Origin of the sequence: Sphingomonas aerolata, from assembly GCF_023935825.1 — a bacterium.
GTDB lineage: Bacteria > Pseudomonadota > Alphaproteobacteria > Sphingomonadales > Sphingomonadaceae > Sphingomonas > Sphingomonas aerolata.
This window is the reverse complement of record NZ_CP098762.1, coordinates 1,150,095-1,171,059: the sequence shown is the minus strand read 5'-3', so window position 1 is coordinate 1,171,059 and position 20,965 is coordinate 1,150,095. Positions and strand designations below refer to the sequence as shown.

The following is a 20,965-nucleotide window of genomic DNA, read 5'->3' as shown; positions in this document are numbered from 1 at the left end:
TTGTCAGTTGCGAACGAGTGTTACGATGGGGAAACGATTGACCCGGCCTCTCGCTTGCGGCCTCGCCCTGTCGGTGGTGCTGTCGTCGGCGGCAGCGCAGGACGCCCGGTTAAGCAAAGCGATGAGCGTCTGACCGAGACGATGCTGCCGGCCGAGAAGAAGGCGAGTGTGCTTGCCAGAACATGAAACAGTATCCAGGGGTCGAAGCCCGGGCTCGGCCAGCCGAACGATGGCGCCCTGCCGGGCTGGTACGAAACCGACCTCTATGCCGGCGCGTCGATCGAACTCGACAAGCGATGGACGGTGTCGGAAAACTGTTATCGATACGTCTCGCCCTCGGCATGCGTAATCGCGCGGGAAGCGAAGCGCGGTCATCTCGGACGAAAGCCGTATTTCTCCCTCTCTTGGCTCGGCAGGAATCTCGAGCCTGAACGCTGCGCCCTGATTATAGGCCCGCAGGCGCAGCGGGAATGCCCGTTTACCGCCATTGAGCTCACGCGCCCTGACCAGCAATTCCCCGTGTCGCGCTTCATCGTCGTTGGCCGACGCAACAGCCTCCGAGCCTTCGATGATCATGGGGCCGTACGCATCGCCCTCTGGCCGCAAACCGACGTCCGAGGGAACAAGCACATCTCGATCATCATGCCGGATCCGAACGGCCAATCCGCCATTTTCAGCCGGCCGGCGACGATTTCGGTTCGGCCGTCAGGCGATCGAAACGAGGCCTCGCACTATCTTGATGAAGAACGCCATGGATCCGGTAGACGAGGTGCCCCCGCAAAAAAACGGCGCTGGCCGGACACGTGGCGGTAATTTAGCGCCGCGGAACAACCTCGACAATAATATCGCCCGCTTCCAGACGGGCGGCCTCGGGTTCCCAGAAGCAGAAGTCCTGATGCCCACGATAGATGCGGTGGCCGAGTCCGGTGGCGATGGCGGCAAGCGGTTTGCCGACCTCTTCTGCAGCGACCTCGCGTTCCCGCAGGACTACACGCCCGCCCGACGCGGCAAGATCGGCCATGTATTCGGCAGTGTGAGCGCCGTGCGTGGACCCAGCGAGCAAAAGGCCGGCGAAGCTGGCCGGGTTGATGACCACGTTTGCGCCCGCCTGATGCGCAATCGCTTCATTGTCCTCCGACCGGATCACCACGCTGATCGGCAGATCGGGCGCGATCCGCCTTGCCGTCAGCACGATAAGGATCGAGGTATCGTCACGGCCGGCGGAAACGATGAGCGCGCGGGCCTTTGAGAGACGAGCTGCCTCCAGCGCGGCATTGCGCGTGGCGTTTCCCTCCATCACCGTCGTGCCGCAACTCTCCGCCGTGCGTAACGCCGCGGCGCGCTCGTCGACGACGACGATCATGCTCGGATCGGCACCGCGACGGATGAGTTCGCTGACGGCCTCCGACCCGCTCGTGCCGAAACCGGCGACCACGACATGGTCTTCGAGGCGTCGCTGGATCACCGACATACGCCATTTCTCCCAGACGCCCTTGAGCAGAAAATCATATGCGGTACCTAAAAAGATGAGCCATACGAAGAGCCGGATCGGCGTCACGACGAAGGTATCGAACATCCGCGCCTGCTGGGTCACAGGCACGATGTCGCCGTAGCCGACCGTCGTCACGGTAATCATGGTGAAATACAGAATGTCGGCGAAGGTCACGGGCTCGCCCGAATTCTGCCGCAGCCCGCCGCGATCGAACCAGTGGACCGCGAGCGCGATGCCGATCAGCGCCAACGCGACAAGCGCCCGCCACGACAGGGCCAGCCACGCCGGGGTTCGGCTCTGGCGGCGCAGGCGATAGTGCACCGTGTCTGCATCGTCAGTGTGCATGCCGTCTCTTGCCCATCCGCAGTGCCGCTGTGAAGTCTTTCGGTGATCCGCTTGATTGGTTGGCATTTGGGGGAGTTACAGACTCTCGACAGCGCCTGTCTGCAATCGCTTACGGTGGATCGACATGAGGATCCCGAGCAGGATCCGGGCCGTACACCGCGGAGCAGTGCCCCGCTTTATCGAACGGGCGCCCTGATCACTGCGGCAGTGGCCTAGGCCGGGGGCGTTTGCTCGCCTGAGTTAGAGTGAAAACGGAGATCGCGCTGAGGCACCGGAATGGTAACGCCGTGTTCCTTGAACAGGTCCCAGATGCGAAAGAACACGTCGCTTGTGACATTCCCAACCCCCGCCTCGGGGCTGTCGATCCAGATCCGCAGGTCGAATTCCACCCCATTGTCGCCGAATTCCTTGATCCAGCAGACAGGCGCGGGTTCGGTCAGCACGCGCGGCGAGACGGACGCGGCCTCGACGGCAAGCCGCTGCGCCAGTCGCAGATCGCAATCGAACGAGACCCGAAACCCGACATGAACCCTGACGTCCCGGCTCGAGAAAGACCAGTTTTCGACTTCGTCGGTCATCAGCCGTTCGTTCGGGATCAGATGCTCCTTGCCATCGCGGGTCAGAACCGAGACCGCACGAACGCCGATCTTGTTGACCCAGCCGAAGGTATCGCCGACCGCGATGACGTCACCGGGCTTGATCGATCGGTCGAGCAGCAGGATGAGGCCCGCGATCAGATTGCCGAGCGTCTTCTGCAAGCCGAAACCAATCGCGAGCCCGAACGCGCCGGAGAACACGGCCAGCGCGGTGAGATCGATGCCGAGAAGATCGATACCGACGAAGATCGCGACGGTGACGACCGCAATCTGAGCGAGTTTCTGGAACAGCACGCGTTGCGCCGCGTCGAGCAGCCGCGCCTGTCCGATCCAGCGCAGGATCAGCCCGAGCAGCGCGCGCGCGGCGAGGAACAGCAGGAGCGACAAGCCGACCGCGTTGACGATGTCGAGCAGCGAAATACGCCGGGTGCCGACCCCCATGCTCGCGCGGTCCAGCCCCGCGATCAACGGGGTCAGGCCCCCCAGTCGACTTGCCAGCACGATGAGAAACAGGGTGGCGGCAATCAGCGACGCCGGTCGGCTCCGAAGACCGAGCGCACGGCCGAACTGATAGGCCAGCGCCGCGACCGCGATGCCGAGACCAGCCGCAAGAAGAAGATCGGCGCCGGGGTTGAGCCCCCGAACGCCAAGAAACGCCGTCAGGACCAGCGCCGTCATGCCGGCACGGGTAATCGCCATCAGGCGCGGCGCGACCACGTCGGCGTGACGCGGCGCCAAGGCCGGCAGGAGGTACCTACAGGCAAGACGCGCTGCAACGATACCCAGAAGAAGGGCCGTGCTCAGGATCGCAACAGCCGCGATCAGGTCATGAAACGGCAGTGCCGTCCATTGATCCAGATAGGTCTGCCACCAGGCATCTTGTTCCAACCGGTTCTCCAATGCCATCTCGTCGGCGTCGGTCACCCGACAATCACAGCGTCATTCCCATCTGGTCGCCGGATCCCTGTTAAACGGACTTGGCACCCCGGTCAGCCCTTGTACGTCATGCGCGTTACCGCCGTGCCGTTTGCGCCATTCCGGGCAAGGGATCGCTGGTGAAGCAGCGCGAAGGACGGGCGATTGATCGGCACCATCTCTGTGCCCCCTGCCCTGTCATGCGACGCCAAAGCCGTTCGCCAGATACCAGTGTCTTGAGCTGGTCGTCGTGCAACGGCTCTGTCCCAATCATGTACGTCAAATCGGTGAGCTTGGCTTACCGCTCGCGCCGGTCCTCGTGATACTCCTGAAGGACCTCCTTCACGTCCTTGCGGTCTTCGTTCGACACTGCGTCAGGCGCCTTGTTGGCGCCTGACCGGCCGGTCAGGCAAAGACGCGAATGTATCGGGAGATGGTCTGAACCCACATCTTCCAGCACCTCCAGGCTATGCACCTTGAACTCGGGTGTGACGAACATGTGGTCGAGCGGCCAACCGAGCAGCGGCGTGCGCGCGGGGAAGGTCGCGAACGTGCCCCGACCGATCCGAGCGTCGAGATAGCCTCCGACGCGTTTGAACAGCTGCGAGGTGTGCGACCATGCGACATCGTTGAAGTCGCCGATCGCCAATACCGGCAACTTCGTACGGGCGGCGCGACTCGCCGCGATCGCGATCTCGGCGTCGCGTGCCTCGGTATCCTGCCCGGGAACGGGCGGGCGCGGGTGAAGTGCTATCACGCGAAATCGACCACCGGCCGTCAGCTCGGCATGGACCGACGGCGTATCCTTTTGGGCGATCGTTTCGATCCGCCCATCGTGCATCGGCAGCCGCGTGGCGAAGATCATGCCGTAGGTATTGCCGATCGGTTGTTCGAGCCGGTGTGGATAGCGCGCAAGCTGCTTGGCCAATGCATCGGCCCAGCGCTGGTCGGTTTCCATCAATAGCAGGATATCGGGCCGAACCCGGTCGATCAGCCGCGCCGTTCGCCCATAGTCTCGATTGGACTCCAACACGTTCAGCGAAAGGACGCCGAAACACCGGCTCTGTGCAGTTGAGGCATCATCCGCAAAGGCCAGCTCCGTCTTCGCAAGCGGCGTATACGGATAGATGCGATAGAGTTGCCACCCGGCTGCAACGGCGCACCCCAACGCGATCCATCGTCCTGCCTGCCGATCCAGCCACAGCGCCAAGCCTCCGCCCAAGAGCAGGAGGCCGAGTATCTGGACCCGGGGAAAGTCCCAGATCCTGATCCACCATTCATTGGACTCGATGATGCTGAGCCCGGTTACGAGCATCAATACGCCTGTGAGGGCACGGATCGGAAATGTAGCTAGCCGCATTGCTGATGCCTAAGAGCGGCCTTGCCTTGGACCAAGCCCTATAACCTTCAGGCCGAGATATCACCGGCGCTGCTGCCGAAGCCGGAGCCGTATCGAGGCCATGTTCGGTCGTTTGACGAACGGGCGCGGCGGCGTCAGTCGCAACGATCGATGGCCGAAGCCCGTCCCTCTCCGCAATCGCCCTCGCCACCTTGGGCCTCGTGTAACACTGATTAACGAGTCGTCACCCTAGTAACGGGAGTTCCACCGATTCGTCGGCCAAAACGCTCTGTTCAACGAATATTGGATCCCGACTCGGTTTTAGTAGATTGCCATATTAACCACGACCGGGCAGGACGGTCTTGCCGCGGGGCGGCAGCATAATCCATTTAACTCAAAGGAAATTTTATGCGTTATTGGCAGAACGGCAAGCCTTTCAAGGGTTAAGTCGAACATAAAGGACGACTCGCTATCTGATAGTGGGTCGTACTTTGTTTTTGCATGCTATGGCATTGATAAAATTGTTACAGTTTTTTTACGTTATGATGAATCGACTGGAAAAGATTCATTCTTGCGACAAGCGACGGCTTCTGAGTTCTTATCCCGGATAACTTTTGGATCGGAACAGCCTGTCTGACGGTTTTCAGCCGCCTTAGGGTTGCTGTGATGATACCGAAGATGTTGGCGCCAGGCATGAGACATGCTCTGCCGACCATAATCTAAATCATCTTTACCTTCTGCTGCCCACATTGCGCGCGAACCAGCGGTAATTCAGCGCCGAATGATGGCGCCGATGGCTCTCTTTAGGGTCCTTCACCCAATGATAATCGCAGATGCTGTCAGGTGGCTGAAGCTGCTGGACAGCGTAAACGCCGCACTTGAACACAGCTTGAGACGCACCGAGAACAAGTCTCCACTGCTTTCCAGCGCGTAGGCAACATCGCACACAAGCGTGGCGAGGCAGGCCTGGTCCGCATCGGCGCGACCTTACCGAACCGCAAAGCGGTCAGTTCACCAGACCTTGGGCGATACCCAGTCATCATGGTACGTATTACGATCGCGCCGCGGGTCGATGCGGCGGCGTGAACGACGGCCTGATCGCACCGAGGCGTCCGCTGGCAAACGGTGCAACCCGCGATACATCTGCCGGTCCTATCCAAGCCGGCGACGCTTGCCTGACATAGAGTCGACACGGCATCATCGCGGCCGCGCCCGCATGCGTCCGCGACGCTGCCGCCCTCAGACGAAACTTCACCCAGCGGCATGTCAGATCCGCAGAGTCCCCTCTGTCGCGGACGTCAGCGGCACGTCCTTGCCCGTTGTAGCGGAGGCTAACGCACTCCGCGCCAACGGGCGCCGATCGAAAGAGCCTTCAATAGGAATTACTGAGAAGCCTTCGCCTTGGGATCGAGGGGTTTGGCATACTCGATCTTTGCGGCGTTCCGCAGCGCCGCCTGATGCTGAACGATGCCTGCCTGGATGCGGTCACGTGCGATACCCTGCTTGGCGAGTTCATTGATAGCAGCAGAGCTCGCTTCGGCTGGACGGACGCTTATGACATGATTGGCGATCGCCGTTGCGCCTTCGAGAATTAGCAAAGGCTCACCGTTCACCGTCGTCATCAATCGACCGAGTGCGTTACGGTCCAGACTTGCGCTGTCGAGCTCCACCGTTGCCCGCTGATAACTCACGCCCCGGCTATCCAGAACTGCTGTCAATTCCGCCAGTGTCTTTGCCGGCTTCATAGCCGCGATCAGGCTCGGATTATTTGGTGCCGGAAAACGAATCTGTTCCACCGACAGTGTCCGGCGCTCCCTACTCAGTTCGGGATGCTTCGCTAGATACGTCTCGACGTCGCGCGTCGTGACCGGTTGAGGCACACCTGCTGCGACCGATTGCAGCGCAAGGTTCGCCATCACGATATTTTTGGCACGCTCCACGGCAAGAACAGCGTTCGGCTTCTTGTAAAGACCATCGCGCTCGCCGGCCTGGATGACCAGCTTTCGATCAATAAGGGCCTGCAAGGCCTTTGGCTGAAGGTCTTTCGAGTTTTGCGCGTTGGCCCCGCTCAACCCCAGCTCGAAATTGAGTTCGCTTTGCGTGATGGCTTCGCCATTGACCGTAGCAACCGTCTGACCGCTAGGTCCGGATTTATTACAGGCCGCTGCCGCCAGCGTGAGTGCGAGTGCTGCGGCAGAAAGGGTTTGCCGCTTGGTGATGAGGAACCTGGAGGATGCTGACATAAGCAATTACCTTAGACATAATGCAGAAGGAAACGAGATGGGAACCGTATAGAACTGGCTGAGCGTCGTGATTTTTGCGGGGCTTGCGCGTTTTATACCTGCGGCGGTCGATGGATGAAAAGCCGGTTGATACGGTGTGGTGCTATTTGCTGTGCGCGCTGAGCAAGTGACGTGACAATGAGGGCGCCGCCGCTCCCACCATATTATGGTCGCGGCGAAACTTGACGATATATTCAGTGCCTTGCGACCCTCATCACCTAGGCGTTGATCGGGCCAGCGAGAAGTGCGCGGCCGGAGGCGCCGCAGGACTCGAACAACGTTTTCGCAAAGCCCATCATGGTTGCCTCTGCAGCCTTGGCATCCGGATCGATGATCGAAAATCGTATCAACGCCCCATCGGGGACAAGGCCGGCAAGGTTCTGCATTGCGATGGACCGCCGCTGATCATCCCACGACACCGGGAAACGATTCCCCAGTCGAGTCCAATAAAGAACCTGCTCTGTACGGGTATCGCGCACTGTCGTTAGGAAGCGCCCTGGTGCACTGATGCCTTTGCCCAGTGGAATATCCATGTCTCGTATATCGGTGATCGTAAAACCGGATCCGGGGTAGCAGGACTCAGGACGATGCACCATCAACATGCCGCTCTGCCGATACGCATAGGCGATCAAAAGCATGATGGGCGGAGCGCCCTCGGCACCGTAACTGCGCATCAACTGCTTCTCATAGACAGCGGCCGCTTTTGCTTCATCCTCGGGGGGTAGAACAAAGCTGACATCCGGCACCATCGCCCAAGGTGCGGCCTGCTTTGGAATGGCGTCGTTCAGGTTTCCGGAAGGAATGGCAACGACGAGCTCGGTAGGGCGTCGAGCATAGGTGACGCCTGCGGTTATGCCGAACACGAGACCCAGGGCAGCTTCTCGTCGGGTAAATCGAGCGATTGTCATGTCGTTACTTTCGGGCCCAACGTGAAACAATAGGATGCAGCACCGCATCCAGTCCCAGCAGCATAAGCAATGCCAGGATAAACATGCCCATGCCGACCAGCTCGTGCGCCAGGCCCTGCGCGGCCTCTTCCGAGATGTAATAGGTCATTAGCACCAAGATGATGATACGCAGAAAGTTTGCCGCTATAGCCAATGGTATCATCAGCGATATCAGCAAGAGCGCGTAGCGCGGCGCATTGCCATGCCGAAGATAGACATAGAAAACGCCCAACGCGCAAATGCCGATCAGGGAGTTTATCCCGGAACACGCCGTCGCGACCAGCAACTGATATCCACCAATCTGGATAACCGTTCCGGTACTCCCGATCGGCAGACCAAATGCGGCCAGCAAGTTTACGGAAGCATCGGAGATCAAGTCCTTGATGGGACGCGTGGCGACGAAAACCCAGTTCTCCGGCGGCGTGATGATGAACAGCAGGTACACCAGGGGGAACCACAGCCTCTTGAGTGCCTCCTTACCGAGATAAGTCCATAATAGGACTACGATCACGGTGTAGAGGGACAGCGCCTCGATCGCCAAGATGCTCGTAATACGCCCTACGGAATAGAGGAGCAGCGCGGGGACCAGCAGCAAGCCGACAGGAAGGAAGGATTGGCGCTTGGCGACCTCCCACGGCCGCGCACGCCAGATCAGCCACAGCGCGGAAATGAAGATAATGGGCCCATGTGCGCCCTGTTCGGTGGACCAGCTGACGGTCGCCAGCCGGCTCAGCGTCGGCAGGATGAGGCACGCCAATCCTATCAGAAGCGGCCACCACCGCGCTGTCCAGCGCGCCAGGCCGCTACCGACGTCAGTCCACGACCCGCTTGGCTGCGGCCGCGCCTCTACCCGTATCACGCATTTCTCCCGACGAACTATGAGCGGTAAGGCTAGCGTCTTTTACCTAATTTTCAAAGCCATCGCCGCGGTCGCCGGGAATGTCGTCACCGGCGCCCTTGATAGGCCACCCGTATCGCCCCGGCACACGGCGAGGCCATACTATCCCAATCGCGTCGGGCACCTTCATGAGCCGGAGTGAGGGTTTTCGGTCGCCCTGAGCGGGTTTTAAGGCGCGCAAAATGCCTTGCAGCGCAGGATGCGAAACGCGCCCTCAGGCTCTGTCTGCGACGAACGAGGGCTGATTGTCCCAAACTTGGACATTATTGAGATCGTGGGAAAATTCCGGCGATAAACAGGTTTGCGAATCGCCAGGGCGCCCGGTAGCAGCTTGTTAAGGATCAAATAAAGGGAACCGTCATGAAGCGTTTACTTCTTTCGACTATGGCATTCGCATCCGCTTTCGCGATGGCCCCAGCGGCTCATGCAGTCGATTATGTCCCGGGCAACCCGGAGTTCACGGTCGAGGGCAACATCAATAATGGTACCGTTTCGGCAGATTTCGGCCGTTCGGGCATCGCTGCCGGCGCATTCCAGGACACGTTCAACTTCATCATCGATCAGGCTGGCCTGGCCAGCGGCACGCTGAGCACCAGCACGACGCGGTTCAATAGCCCGACCGATCTCGACATTCTGTCGGTATTCATCAATGGTTTCGAAGCGACGAAAACCATTGTCGGCAAAGCCGAGTTCTTCGAGATCAACAACGTGGCGATCGCCGCGGGTGCGACGAACCAGATCGTCGTGACCGGCACGTCGCGCGGTAACGGCTCCTATGCCGGCACTGCAACCTTTGAGCCGACCGCAGCAGTTCCCGAGGCAGGTACCTGGGCGCTCATGCTGTTCGGTATCGGCGGGATCGGCGCATCGATGCGCGTTCGTCGTCGCCAGGCGAAGATCGCTTTCGCCTAAGCGCATTTCACAGCTGGTCCCAGTGTCCATCTGTGTGAAGGCAGCCGTCAACCTCTCGAGGTTGGCGGCTGTTTTTGTTTAGTCTACGGCCCGGACGGGTCCGCGAAAGGATCCATGCGGCGCAACGAGCGCCGTTGATCGAGAATTGGGCAAGCGGGCCGGTCCATGCGGCGCCCAACGGCACAAACCCCGAGATCGCGAACGCGCCTGAATGGATGTCACCAGTTACCGAGCACAAAGCCTGGTATCGGCACCCATCGGTCGACAACTGCTCCAAGCCCCGTACGCGGCTGGGACTGGCAATGAGCACCTGTGTGCGCCGTTCTGCAATCTCTTGATCTTCAAGTACAGGCGGAGAGCTGTAACATGAGTTTGCGGTTGGAGCATGTTACCAAACTTGCACACAGCAAAGAAGGCCTGAGAGCCGCCTACGCCGCGGGTGTTGATCATCAGCAGAATGGCTGGCTGAGATATCCCCCATGCAAATGGGATCATCCCGCAATTCTCGCTTTTGACGAAAGCGGAACGTGCGTTGGCGGTATCAATTGGGGCGAGGACCATGATGATCGAACGCTCACGATCACGTTCGCGTGGGGTTCGCCTACCGCTCCCGCAGCCTTTGCTGCCGTGCTATCGCGATTTCGGAAAACTCATCTGAACGGTTGGTTCACCGAAATCCACTTCACGATATCGACGCATAACGAAGCCATGCAAAAGGCTGTAAAAGTACTTGGGCTTGTTCCTCGGGCCTTCACCTTTGAGATGCCGGTAAAGGCTATGGCCAGGTCTTGATGGCAAAAAAAATGCCCGGCTTGGTAAGCCGGGCATTTTCGAGTTCAGCCGTTATAGGGCTTCACGGTATTCCAATATCGCAAATTGGCTCATGATACTATTCATGACAATATTTGCCAGTCATCACTCCTGTGAGCCTTACTATATCTCTAGTAACACATTGCATTATGCCGTGCAGGATGCGTTAATTGAATAATATAAGAGCACAGGCTGTTGACTGTTTAGCCCCTGATGGGCTTGCCGATTGGCCAGTAGCGCATGTGAATCCCCCTCATTGAAAAAGTGTCTGTCTTTCGACAAGGAGACATATGCAGCAAATTCATTTCGTAATTGCGACTGCAAGCGGTTTAAAGTGCATTAACCGCAAATTGTGAATTTCAATTTGCTGCGCGCATGATGATGCATTGACGCTCTCGGAGCGTTCACCCGCGAACAGGGCACCCGAGCCTCGCCGCCGAAATCGCGGTCCACCGCTGAGGTCAGCATCTCCCCGTCCTGTTGACGCTTCAGCAACGATCCAGGCTTCCGCTTCGTCAGCCGCGCATTGGCAGGGAAGATCGGCGATTGAGTGTCAGGGCGTGCGCAAAATGGCGGTTGGATTGCCCCCGCGTCCTATCCAAGGCGAGCTCGAACGACGTGGCGGCCTCGACCCGCAACGGACCATTGCAAGCTCCGGATCGAAATCGCGGAGGCGGCAACCGCTTGCGCGCTGAAGTCACCAGGCCATGGTGATCGACAGGGTCGCCAAGGGCACGACATCGGCGGTGGTGCCACCGGGAGCGTCGAGCCGGGCCAGCTGATGGTCACGGACCACGGCGAGGATTTCGCCCTGCAACGATGCCGTGGCGCCGGCGATCTTGACGGGCTGCGCGACCGTTACCCCGGCGCTGCCATATACCCTGTCGCCGCTGTCCGCCGCATAGAAGCCCCGCCAGCCGACGCCGGCCGAGACCGGCACCGTAAGCGTCGGGCCACCCCCTCCCCGTGTCAGCGCAAAGGCGGGGGCGATGCCGGCGATCGTGTAAAAACCCCCCTCGCCTTTTGTCCGCTTCGTCACGGCGAAACGCGGCGCGAGAAATCCCACTGCATTATCGCCGGTGTAGAGGATCGTCAGGCTGGCCTCGTGGGTTGTGTTCGCCACCCCGTTGGGGCTGGCCTTGATGGCATAGGCCGCAGCGGTGGAGAGCCCATCGACAGGCCGCCATGCAAGACCGACGATCGTGTTGCTTTCATACCAGCTGCGCGGGCGCGACCGCTCGTCGGCGCGCGGCGCGTGAAAGCCGTTCGAGCTTTGCCCGACCAGGAACAGGGCTCCCTGCCCGTCCGCTCGGCGCGTCAGCACTGCGGCACCACCGACCGAGATATGCACCGGGACCCTGGCGAGGCCGGCATCATCGTCGTCATAGGCGCCGCGCGCATAGTCGCCGTTGCGGACGTCGAGCGTGACGATCGGATGGACCGTCCCGTCGCCGACATCGACCTCCGACAGGGTTGCGTCTTCGGTATCGATGAACGGCACGGTCTGCGCCGACACGCGGGACGCATCGACACACGCACACATCGCCGCCAGACCGATCAGCGCCTTGGCGGTCACGCGGTGCGTCGCACCAGCCAGACGGTATCCCCGGCATCGTCGACGACGAAGATCGCGCCATCGTCGCGCGTCTGCACGCTCACCGGTCGACCATAGACTTCGCCCGACTTTTCGTTCGCGACGAACCCCGTCAGGAATGGCTGCGGCGCGGCGGTCGGCCTGCCATTGGCAAAGGGGACCGCGAGGACGACATAGCCGATGAACGCGGACCGGTTCCGCGAACCGTGCCGCGCGACATAGGCGACCTGCTGCGCGGCGGACGTTCCCTTGGCGAACGCCACGCCCAGCGCCGCGGCATGGGGCCCCACGGCAACGTCGGGAAGCGACGTCGTCGCCAGCAACTCGCGCCTGGTATTGGCGTGACGCGGATCCTGCTTGCCGTAATAGCTGTAGGGCCATCCATAGAACCCACCATCGCGCACGCCAACCAGATAGTCGGGCGCGATATCATCGCCGAGCTGGTCGCGTTCGTTGACCGCCGCCCATAAAGTGTTCGAACCAGGCGCCCAGGCCATGCCGACCGGGTTGCGAAGCCCCGACGCGTAGAGACGCTCGCGCCCGCTACGCAGATCGATCGCGAGGATGGCCGCTCGTCGCTTCTCCTCGTCCATGCCATGCTCGCCGACATTCGAGGCGGAACCGACCGATACGTACAGCGTCCGCGCATCGGGGCTCAGCAGCAGGTTGCGCGTCCAGTGATTGTTGTAGCCCCCCGCGGGCAGCGACACGAGCGGCTGCGGGGTTGCGGTCACGCGCGTCTGGCCGGGCGAGAACGGAACGCTGACGACGCCGTCGGTATTGGCGACGTACAGCCGCCCGTTCGCATATTGCATCCCGAACGGCTGGTTGAGCCCGTCGATCAGCACGAAACGCTGTTCCGCGACCCCGTCGCGGTCCGCGTCGCGCAACAGGGTGATACGGTTGGCGCTGAAGCCGGTCGTCTTCGACAGCGCCTGACCGCGCTGAACGTCGGGTTCGGCATCCAGTTTGGGCTTCGTGCGCGCCTCCGCGACCAGCATGTCGCCATTGGGCAGCAGCAGCGCCTGGCGCGGATAGTCCAGACCGCCCGCAAACTTGATGACCTCATACCCTCGCGGCGCCACGGGTTTGCGCCCGTCGGGCCAGCCGATCGTCTTGGGATGGTTGACCACGGACGCAGTCGCATAGGGCTCAGCCTGCGTCTTCAGACCCAGCACCGGCGGTGGGGTCTGGGCCATCGCGCCAGCTGCCAAACCCAATGCGCTGACGGCGGCAAGGATCGTCCTCATAATGTCTCCCGGAACATGACAAGAGTGTAACCCTCTCACAATCAACGATATCCATGAGGCTGCCAGCGCCGCGGATTAATTTGGCGATGCCGCGACCAATCCCCTCGGCAACAGCCTGGGTCACCACCGCGAAGCCACCAAACCGCCGCCGGAACGAGACGTCGCCGACATGACAAAATTTTCATCTCGGCCGTGGCACCATATAGCGCCCGAGCGTTGTCCCCGTTCGTCAGCGAATGGGATATCATGCCGAAAACATTGACTATTATCGGCATGGGTGCCTGTGGCGTCGCTGCCTTCGCCGAAGCTGTCACGCGATTATGCTATGACCCGGGCGATGGATGGATCCTCCATCTGGTCGAGCGGGACGACGAACTCGCACGCGGCCTGGCGTTCGGCACGGAACAGCCGGGGCATCGCCTGAACACCGAATCCCGTCTCATGGGGCTCTACGACCGCGAGCCGGGTCATTTCCGGACCTGGCTCGAGGCGCAGCGCGCGGCAGCCGGGACTCCGCTCGATCCCGATGGCGTCGAATATCCCGAGCGCCGGGAATATCGCCTCTACATGCAGGAGGTCCTCGACCAGGCGCTCGATCAGGCCCGGCGCGCGGGGATTGACGTCCGGATCCACCATCAGGAAGCCGTCAGCATCGAGGGCGACCATGATGCGGCGACCATCGCCTTCTCGGACGGATCGACGATCGCGACGGACGTCGTGCTACTGACGATCGGCACCCCCGATCCCGACCGGTTCGCCACCCTGAACGGCAAGCCCGGCTATTTCGACTCGCCCTATCCCGCCGATCGCATGACGAGGGGGATCGACAGCGATCAGTCCGTTGTCATCCTCGGCAGCGGTCTCAGCGCGATCGACGCGGTGATGACGCTGCTCGACGAAGGGCACCGCGGACATATCCACCTGATTTCGAAGGAAGGCCTGCTGCCGCGGGTCGAGATCCCCGCGCCCGAGACGGGGTATGACCGTCAGCATCTCACGCTTGAAAGCGTCCACCGGCATATCCGCGAACGCGGCGCCGCCTTCTCGGTCGTGGATCTGTTCCGCCTCTTCCGCATCGAGGCCGAGACTGCCGCGGGACGCGCGATCGACTGGCAGGCCGAGGATCGCGCCGACGGCGACGCCCAGGCCGCGCTGCTGCACGACATCGCCGCGGCTGACGCCGGCGACGAGCCGTTCCAGCGCATCTTGACCGCCGCCCGCCATGATTCCACCGCGATCTGGAATCTGTTGCGACCCGCCGACCAGAAGCGGTTCGGGCAATGGCTGGCGCCGCATTTCGCCGCGGCGCGGTTCGTCACGCCGATGGTGAACGCGCGGCGCCTCGCCGAGGCGATGACGCGCGGGCAGCTCAGCGTCCGCGGGCGGGTCGATGAAACCGTCGCCAGCCCGACCGGCACCGGCTTCGTCGTCCGGTTCACGACGGGCGACACGCTCGAGACGCCGATCGTCGTCAACGCCACCGGCCAAGCGACCACCCTCGCCGAGATGAAGGAAACGCTCGTCAAGGATCTGCTCGCCAAGGACTGGCTGCAACCACACCCGGTCGGTGGTGCCATCGCCCACCGCGCGACCTGCCGGATCATCTCCGCCAGCCGTGACGCACCATGCATCTACGCGCTCGGCCAGTTGCTCAACGGCGAGTTGCGCGACACCAACGCAGTCTGGTTCAACGTCGAGTGCGCAGGCCGCGCCATCGACGATATCCTGCGCCAGCAATGAGCGCGCTCGGCAACATCGCGGCGGCACTGCTGCCGCTTTATGGCGTGATCCTGCTCGCCTGGGGCGTCGGGGCGCGTGTGCCCTGGGCGGCGAAGCTGTTCTCGACCATCCTCGTCTTCGGCCTCATCCCGTTGCTGGTCATCGACAAGGTGCTCGGCGCGGAAACGCAGCAGTTGCTGGTGATCCCCCCGCTGATGTTCGCGGTCGCGGCGTTGATGAGCATCCCTGCCCACCGGTTGGCCAAGCGGCTTGGCGACGATTTCGATCCCAAATTGCTGTCGGCCTCCTTCTCGTTCTTCAACGTCGCCTTCTTCGGCGTGCCCGTCAGCCAGGCGCTGTTCGGCGAGGTCGGCGTCTCGACGGTGATCTGCGCCTATATCGGCAGCGCGCTGTACGGCGACACGATCGGCTATTTCCTGATCGCGCGGACCAAGGAGGGTACGCGCAAGGCCGCGACCAAGGCGCTGCGCGTGCCCGTCGTCTATGTGATCGTCGGCGCGATCATCGCGAAGTCGGCGGGTGTCACGATGCCCGAGGCGGCGTCGCCCATCCTGTCGGTCGCCGGTACACTGGTGTCAGTTCTCGGCATGGCCGTCATCGGCCTCAACCTTGCCGAGACTGGCCGCGACGACTGGCGGCCCCGGCTGATGACGCGGATTCTCGGCGTCAGGCAGGCGAGCGGGCTCGTTTTGATCGGCGCCGCACTTGCGCTCGAAGCCGCGTTCATCGGCATCCTCGCACCCCGCGACCGCGTCATCGTCGGGCTGATCGCACTGTTTCCGATCGCGAGCAACGTCACGCTGTTCGCGACCCTCCTCGACACGAACCGCAAGGCCGCGGCCGTCCTCGTCGCACTGTCGAGCGCTGTCTCGCTGGTGCTCGTCCTGCTGGTCGTCGGCGTGTTTCACTCGGCGATACCTACTTAAGGATTGCGCAAAGCACTGCGGTGCGCGCCCTGAAACAATCTCGGTAGGATCTGGAACAGACACAGTCACTTGGCGCTTTGGATGTCACGCATCCCGGGAGCTGAACCATGACCGATCCAACACGCCGCACCTTCGTGTCGGGCGCCGCCGTCACCGCTGGCGCGCTCGCCGCGACCACCGTTGCCGCTGCGGCTCAGGGTGGGGGCAAGCCCGCCGCCGCGCCGACGCCTGCCGCTGCCGCCTATCCCAAGCCGCCCTATCCCGTCCAGCGTCAGCCTTGGCCGGGTCTCGCGTCGAAGATGACGCCGCGGCCCGATCATGGCGAGACGAGCTACAAGGGGTCGGGGAAGCTGACCGGCAAGCGGGCGCTGATCACCGGCGGCGATAGCGGGATCGGGCGTGCCGCGGCGATCGCCTATGCACGCGAGGGCGCAGACGTCGCGATCAACTACTTGCCAGCCGAAGAACCCGACGCGCGCGAGGTCGTCGCGCTGATCCGGGCCGAGGGGCGCAAGGCGGTCGCGATTCCCGGCGACCTGCGTGACGAACGCTTCTGCCGCAAGCTGGTGCAACAGGCCGCCGAACAGCTTGGCGGGCTCGACATCCTCGTCAACAATGCCGCGCGCCAGCAGACCCGCCCGGGCATCGCCGATATCTCGAGCCAGGATTTCGACGATACGATGAAGACCAACGTCTATGCGCCGTTCTGGCTGACCAAGGCCGCGCTCGAGCGGATGGGTGCAGGCGCGGTGATCGTGAACACCTCTTCGGAGCAGGCCGGCAACCCGTCGCCCGACATCGTCGATTATGCACTCACCCGCGCGGCGGTGCTGAACTTCACCAAGAGCATGGCAAAGCAGGTCGCCAGCCGCGGGATCCGCGTCAATGCGGTCGCGCCGGGCCCGTTCTGGACCCCGTTGCAGGTCAGCGGCGGCGCGACGCCTGAAAAGCTGCGCAGCTTCGGCGGCGATTCGCCGATGGCGCGTGCGGGCCAGCCGGCCGAAATCGCCGCGCTCTATGTCGCAGCGGCCGATCCGTCGCTCAGCTATTCGACCGGCCAGATCTTCGGCTCGACCGGCGGGAACGGCCAGCCTGCCTGACGCGTGTTGTCGTGGGCGGGGCTCGAAGCATCAGCCTCGATCCCCCAGCGCGACAATCCTCACTCGACCAGGGCGACGCCATAGCCCGCGAGGTCGAGCGCGCCGGGCAGCTTGCGTCCCGTCAGAACGTCGCGGGCCGTCCCCGACTTCGCGCCGGGCATTGCCACGCTCAATGTACCGGGCGTGGTATTGACGTAGAGCGTCCGCCCTTCGACCGTCCGCGCGACCACCCCGTCGGGAGTTGCCGGCCCCGTCCGGATCTTCAGCTGGGCGTAGAGCGACCGAATCAGCGGATCGATCAACCCCGGTTGCGCCGCGGTCGCGAGATAGATCGCCTGCCCCTTGCCGAATGTGTTGACGGTGATCGCCGGGCTCTTGTCGGGCGTGTTTTCGAACCGCGCGAGGACCTTTGCCGTGCTCGGCTCGAGCACCTCGTAATAGGGGTCCGTACCGCTGAGTTCGCGGCCCTTGAAGCGGACGCGGAGCGGCTGTTCGGATCGGTAAAAGGCGTTGGTCCGCAGCCCGAACACGTCGGTCATGCCGCCCGGCAGGGGCGTGCCGAACCATTTCCCGGTCGCATCCACCTTCGCCGAATAGCCCGTCATGACGACCGTGCCGCCCCGCTCGACGTAACCGCGAAGCGCCGCCGCGATCTTCGCATCGATCAGATACGCGCTCGACACGATTACGAGCTTATAGGCGTCGATCGGGTCGTGGCCGATGTCGATCACCGCCGCATCGATATTGTCGCGGTAGAGCGGCGCAAAGGCCGCCTTTACCGCCGTCGTGTAGTCGGTCTTGAAATATTCGGGCGTGGTGTTCGGCCCCGGCGGCGGGCTGGTCAGCCACATCGTGTCGAACGAATAATGCACCGCGACTTGCGGCGGGTCGTAGCGGGGGAAACCCATCGTCTGGAGCTGGCGGAACTCGCGTGCGATCTGCGCGAATTCGCCCACCTTCCACGACGGCCGGTCGTCATGGTCGACCAGCCCGAACAAGGCCTGCTCCTCTCCGCCGAGATGCGAGTTGAAGGTCCAGGCGAGGACCGTCTGTGCATAATGCAGTAGCCCGAAATACGCCCACATCCGCGACCGCCCAGGCGTGCCGTAATAGCCCCCGCCGCCGGCGGTGAACTCGTTGAACCAGACCGGCGTCTGATGCCCGGCCCGGTTCATCATGACCTCGAACCCCGCACCGAGCGGGTCGCCGGGATAGAATCCCTGCGCGCCATAGGTCGAGACATCTTCCCAGGACCGGAGATAATCGAACCCCTTGGTCCCTGCCGTCGGCCAGAAGTTCGACGCGACCGGCAGGTTCGGGGCAAAGCGCTTGCGGATCGATTCGAGGTCCTTCAGCGCGCCGATCGTGTCGTCCGACCAGAAGCGTCTCAGGTCGAGATAGCGCTCATTGGGCCCCGGACCCCGGCCATAGGGCAGGTCGACCTGATCCCAGTCGCCGATCCGGCGGGACCAGCGCTGCGTCGCCCATGCGGTGTTGAGCGCGTCGACCGTCCCGTATTTCTGCTTCAGCCAGACGACGAACCGATCCCGGTCCGCCGCCGAATAGGACATCTGGCCATTGCCGATCTCATTGTCATAGCCCAGCGCGATCACCGCGGGATGCTTGGCATAACGCTGCATCATCCGCTCGGCGAGCCGACCGGCGAGGCGGCGATAATCGGGATCGCTGATATTGTCCCAGTAGCGCGAGGCCGCGTTGACCCGCAACCCGTCCTGCGTGACGATGTCGACGCCGGGATAGCGCTTGTGCAGCCAGATCGGCGCCGGCTGGCCCGGAATGTCGACGATGACCCGGATGCCCGCCGCCTGCATCTGACGCAGCACATCGTCGAAGCGCTCGAAGGTGAACCGCCCCTCTTCGGGTTCGAAATAGTCCCAGGCCAGATCCCCCATCCGGACCATGTTGAACCCGGCCGCTTTCATCACCGCGATATCGCTGGTGATCTGCGCCGGGCTGCGGTCGACGGGCTGATAACAGGTGCCGACGAACAGCTGCCCCTTGCCGGGCCAGCCGGGATGGCCGGCGGCGCTCTGCGCGCCCGCAGGAGCTGCGAGCAGCGCCGGCGCGGCCGTTGCAAGGGTCAACATCAGGGCAATGGATTGCGCGCGGCGGCGTAGCATGGAGATGGTCGTCCTTATCGAAGCGGTGCCCACCGTCGGGGGGCGCTGGTACTGCGCCAAGCTGGCGAATGGGGGGATCGGTGACGCGGGGACCGGACGCTCAGGCAAAGTCGATCCGGAACGCGCTGGCGTGGCGGGTCGGGAGTGTCGCGGGCACGTCGATCACCAGCGCCTGCCCGGTCTGGCGAAAGCGGATCGGCCCGCGATGGCCGAGCAGGCGGACCGCCCGCACCGCGCGCGGCTCGTTCGGATTGCCAAGCGCCAGCGCGGCGATCGCCACGGTCCCGGCAGGCTCGCCGAGCGTGATCGCGAACAGCTGGTCCTTCTTGGTCGTGAACCGGATATCGCGCGGCGTGTAATCCGCTTTTTCCGAGAACATGCCCGCGGCGGTTTCGGTCGGCCCCTCGCCGAAGATCTTCCAGGGCCGCGTGCCATGGATCGCCGGCGCGTTGACCGCCATCCACGGCGCCAGTTCCGCCAGAAGCGTCTCGGACTCCGGTGGCAGGCTGCCATCGGGATACATCACGACGTTGAGCAGCATGTTGCCGTTCTTGCTTGCGATATCGGCGAGCATCGTGACGATCTGGCTGGTCGTTTTGTAGGGGTGGCGGTCATTGAAGAACCAGTCGCCATTCGACGTATCGGTCTGCCACGGCAGCGCATTAATGCCCTTGAGCACCCCGCGCTCGACATCCTCGACCGACGCCTCGCGGTGGAACTCCCCCGACCCCGAATTCTTGCAGGTATAGACCGCTTCGAGCCGGCCGCGCCGCGCGATGCTCCCATTGTAGAGATGCGCGACAAGGGCGCGGCCTACGGCCCCGAACGGCAGCCCGCCATCCGAATAGAGCAGGTCGGGCTGATAACTGTCGACCAGATCGACGATCCGGTCGAACCAGTGCCGCTGATAGGCGGCGTTCGTGGTGTACCAGGAGGCGGGCGTGTTGCGGTAAGGCTCGTCGCGATTGCCGTGATAGAGATCGGCATTGGCGGGATCGACACCGTCATAGTCCAGCCCGAGCTTCGGCCAGAACTGATCGTACATCTGGTTCGGATACCACCAGGTATAGCTCGCAGCGAGATGCTCGGACACGCCGAAGCGCAGCCCGCGCCGCGTCGCCGCGGCCTTCCATTCCCCCACCACGTCGCGCTTCGGCCCCATCGCCACCGCGTTCCAGCGCTGATGCTTGGAACGCCAGAGGTCGAAATTGTCGTGATGCACCGCCATCGAGACGAAGTATTTGGCGCCCGCGGCGGCATATTTTTCCATCAACGCGTCCGGATCGAACCGGTTCGCGGTCCATAACGGCAGCAGGTCCTTGTAGCCGTGCTCCGACGGATGGCCGTAGGTCTTGAGATGATGCTCGTAATGCGGGTGGCCGGGGACATACATGAAGCGCGCGTACCAGTCGCCCTGACGCGGTAGCGCCTGCGGGCCCCAATGCGCCCAGATCCCGAACTTGGCGTCGCGAAACCAGTCGGGCGTCTGATAGGTCTTGAGCGAGGCGACCGACGCGTCGAACCGTCCCGCGGGGATTGCCGGGCCGCCGCGTGCTGCGCCTGCCAGAGCCGCCGCAGCCCCCAGCCGCGCCGCGCCGACTCCCAAGGCGCCGAGCAGCGGTGCGGCCAGCACGTCGCGCTTGCTAAATCCCGCCATGTCTTCTCCCCTTTTGCCCGA

Annotated in this window: 16 protein-coding genes; 5 read left to right on the top strand and 11 right to left on the bottom strand. The window is 62.7% G+C overall.

All coding sequences use genetic code 11. The features are described from left to right. Positions 1-3: 3 nt before the first annotated feature. The 7 genes from NEF64_RS05490 to xrtV all read right to left on the bottom strand — a co-directional run bounded on the left by NEF64_RS05490 (position 4) and on the right by xrtV (position 8,775). Entirely contained in the window at positions 4-663 is a 660-nt protein-coding gene (locus NEF64_RS05490) for a glycoside hydrolase family 97 N-terminal domain-containing protein (protein ID WP_082446755.1), read from the bottom strand. 151 nt (positions 664-814) lie between these two features. Then, positions 815-1,837 carry a potassium channel family protein gene (locus tag NEF64_RS05485; RefSeq protein WP_056406123.1) on the bottom strand — a complete coding sequence of 341 codons (1,023 nt, stop codon included), beginning with the start codon at positions 1,835-1,837 and terminating at the stop codon, positions 815-817. A gap of 212 nt (positions 1,838-2,049) precedes the next feature. Further along, the gene (locus tag NEF64_RS05480) at positions 2,050-3,357 is read right to left on the bottom strand and encodes a mechanosensitive ion channel family protein (RefSeq protein ID WP_156360322.1); all 1,308 of its coding nucleotides are present in this window, start codon (positions 3,355-3,357) and stop codon (positions 2,050-2,052) included. 289 nt (positions 3,358-3,646) lie between these two features. Beyond that, a complete protein-coding gene (locus NEF64_RS05475; protein WP_056406122.1) occupies positions 3,647-4,663 on the bottom strand; it encodes an endonuclease/exonuclease/phosphatase family protein in 1,017 nt (338 codons plus the stop codon). 1,406 nt (positions 4,664-6,069) lie between these two features. Further along, the gene (locus NEF64_RS05470) at positions 6,070-6,930 is read right to left on the bottom strand and encodes a SurA N-terminal domain-containing protein (RefSeq protein ID WP_056406121.1); all 861 of its coding nucleotides are present in this window, start codon (positions 6,928-6,930) and stop codon (positions 6,070-6,072) included. A 257-nt stretch (positions 6,931-7,187) separates the two neighbouring features. Next, positions 7,188-7,877 carry an exosortase-associated protein EpsI, V-type gene (gene epsI / locus NEF64_RS05465; RefSeq protein WP_162235372.1) on the bottom strand — a complete coding sequence of 230 codons (690 nt, stop codon included), beginning with the start codon at positions 7,875-7,877 and terminating at the stop codon, positions 7,188-7,190. A 4-nt stretch (positions 7,878-7,881) separates the two neighbouring features. Then, positions 7,882-8,775 (bottom strand): exosortase V, encoded by an 894-nt coding sequence (gene xrtV / locus NEF64_RS05460; RefSeq protein WP_162235371.1) that lies wholly within the window; start codon positions 8,773-8,775, stop codon positions 7,882-7,884. A gap of 399 nt (positions 8,776-9,174) precedes the next feature. Here xrtV and NEF64_RS05455 point away from each other — a divergent pair, with 399 nt between their 5' ends. Continuing rightward, on the top strand, positions 9,175-9,726 hold the full coding sequence (locus NEF64_RS05455; RefSeq protein ID WP_252574693.1) for an FxDxF family PEP-CTERM protein: 552 nt from the start codon (positions 9,175-9,177) through the stop codon (positions 9,724-9,726). 366 nt (positions 9,727-10,092) lie between these two features. Next, on the top strand, positions 10,093-10,518 hold the full coding sequence (locus NEF64_RS05450) for a hypothetical protein (protein WP_128082073.1): 426 nt from the start codon (positions 10,093-10,095) through the stop codon (positions 10,516-10,518). 715 nt (positions 10,519-11,233) lie between these two features. Here the strand turns inward: NEF64_RS05450 and NEF64_RS05445 are convergent. Continuing rightward, positions 11,234-12,112: a hypothetical protein gene (locus NEF64_RS05445; protein ID WP_056406119.1), complete on the bottom strand. Its 879-nt coding sequence runs from the start codon at positions 12,110-12,112 to the stop codon at positions 11,234-11,236. Beyond that, positions 12,109-13,380, bottom strand: a complete 1,272-nt coding sequence (locus tag NEF64_RS05440; protein ID WP_252574691.1) for a PQQ-dependent sugar dehydrogenase — start codon at positions 13,378-13,380, stop codon at positions 12,109-12,111. Before NEF64_RS05440 ends, NEF64_RS05445 begins: the two co-directional genes overlap by 4 nt. Positions 13,381-13,626: 246 nt before the next feature. On the opposite strand from NEF64_RS05440, the gene NEF64_RS05435 reads away from it, so the two are divergent. The 3 genes from NEF64_RS05435 to NEF64_RS05425 all read left to right on the top strand — a co-directional run bounded on the left by NEF64_RS05435 (position 13,627) and on the right by NEF64_RS05425 (position 17,146). Then, a complete protein-coding gene (locus NEF64_RS05435; RefSeq protein ID WP_082446745.1) occupies positions 13,627-15,120 on the top strand; it encodes an FAD/NAD(P)-binding protein in 1,494 nt (497 codons plus the stop codon). After that, positions 15,117-16,046, top strand: a complete 930-nt coding sequence (locus NEF64_RS05430) for an AEC family transporter (protein WP_056406116.1) — start codon at positions 15,117-15,119, stop codon at positions 16,044-16,046. The genes NEF64_RS05435 and NEF64_RS05430 overlap by 4 nt, the downstream gene beginning before the upstream one ends. Before the next feature lie 107 nt (positions 16,047-16,153). Then, the gene (locus tag NEF64_RS05425) at positions 16,154-17,146 is read left to right on the top strand and encodes an SDR family oxidoreductase (RefSeq protein WP_056406115.1); all 993 of its coding nucleotides are present in this window, start codon (positions 16,154-16,156) and stop codon (positions 17,144-17,146) included. 59 nt (positions 17,147-17,205) lie between these two features. Here the strand turns inward: NEF64_RS05425 and NEF64_RS05420 are convergent, their stop codons facing one another. Then, on the bottom strand, positions 17,206-19,254 hold the full coding sequence (locus NEF64_RS05420) for a beta-galactosidase (protein WP_252574688.1): 2,049 nt from the start codon (positions 19,252-19,254) through the stop codon (positions 17,206-17,208). Positions 19,255-19,387: 133 nt separating this feature from the next. Beyond that, on the bottom strand, positions 19,388-20,944 hold the full coding sequence (locus NEF64_RS05415) for an alpha-L-fucosidase (RefSeq protein WP_056406113.1): 1,557 nt from the start codon (positions 20,942-20,944) through the stop codon (positions 19,388-19,390). Positions 20,945-20,965 lie beyond the last annotated feature (21 nt).

What these genes read in the sequence shown, in the direction of transcription:
- NEF64_RS05435 (WP_082446745.1), top strand. Translation starts at nt 13,627, where the DNA reads ATGCCGAAAACATTGACTATTATCGGCATGGGTGCCTGTGGCGTCGCT.
- NEF64_RS05470 (WP_056406121.1), bottom strand. Translation starts at nt 6,930, where the DNA reads ATGTCAGCATCCTCCAGGTTCCTCATCACCAAGCGGCAAACCCTTTCT.
- NEF64_RS05420 (WP_252574688.1), bottom strand. Translation starts at nt 19,254, where the DNA reads ATGTTGACCCTTGCAACGGCCGCGCCGGCGCTGCTCGCAGCTCCTGCG.
- NEF64_RS05455 (WP_252574693.1), top strand. Translation starts at nt 9,175, where the DNA reads ATGAAGCGTTTACTTCTTTCGACTATGGCATTCGCATCCGCTTTCGCG.
- NEF64_RS05475 (WP_056406122.1), bottom strand. Translation starts at nt 4,663, where the DNA reads ATGCTCGTAACCGGGCTCAGCATCATCGAGTCCAATGAATGGTGGATC.
- NEF64_RS05485 (WP_056406123.1), bottom strand. Translation starts at nt 1,837, where the DNA reads ATGCACACTGACGATGCAGACACGGTGCACTATCGCCTGCGCCGCCAG.
- NEF64_RS05425 (WP_056406115.1), top strand. Translation starts at nt 16,154, where the DNA reads ATGACCGATCCAACACGCCGCACCTTCGTGTCGGGCGCCGCCGTCACC.
- epsI (WP_162235372.1), bottom strand. Translation starts at nt 7,877, where the DNA reads ATGACAATCGCTCGATTTACCCGACGAGAAGCTGCCCTGGGTCTCGTG.
- NEF64_RS05440 (WP_252574691.1), bottom strand. Translation starts at nt 13,380, where the DNA reads ATGAGGACGATCCTTGCCGCCGTCAGCGCATTGGGTTTGGCAGCTGGC.
- NEF64_RS05415 (WP_056406113.1), bottom strand. Translation starts at nt 20,944, where the DNA reads ATGGCGGGATTTAGCAAGCGCGACGTGCTGGCCGCACCGCTGCTCGGC.
- NEF64_RS05430 (WP_056406116.1), top strand. Translation starts at nt 15,117, where the DNA reads ATGAGCGCGCTCGGCAACATCGCGGCGGCACTGCTGCCGCTTTATGGC.
- NEF64_RS05450 (WP_128082073.1), top strand. Translation starts at nt 10,093, where the DNA reads ATGAGTTTGCGGTTGGAGCATGTTACCAAACTTGCACACAGCAAAGAA.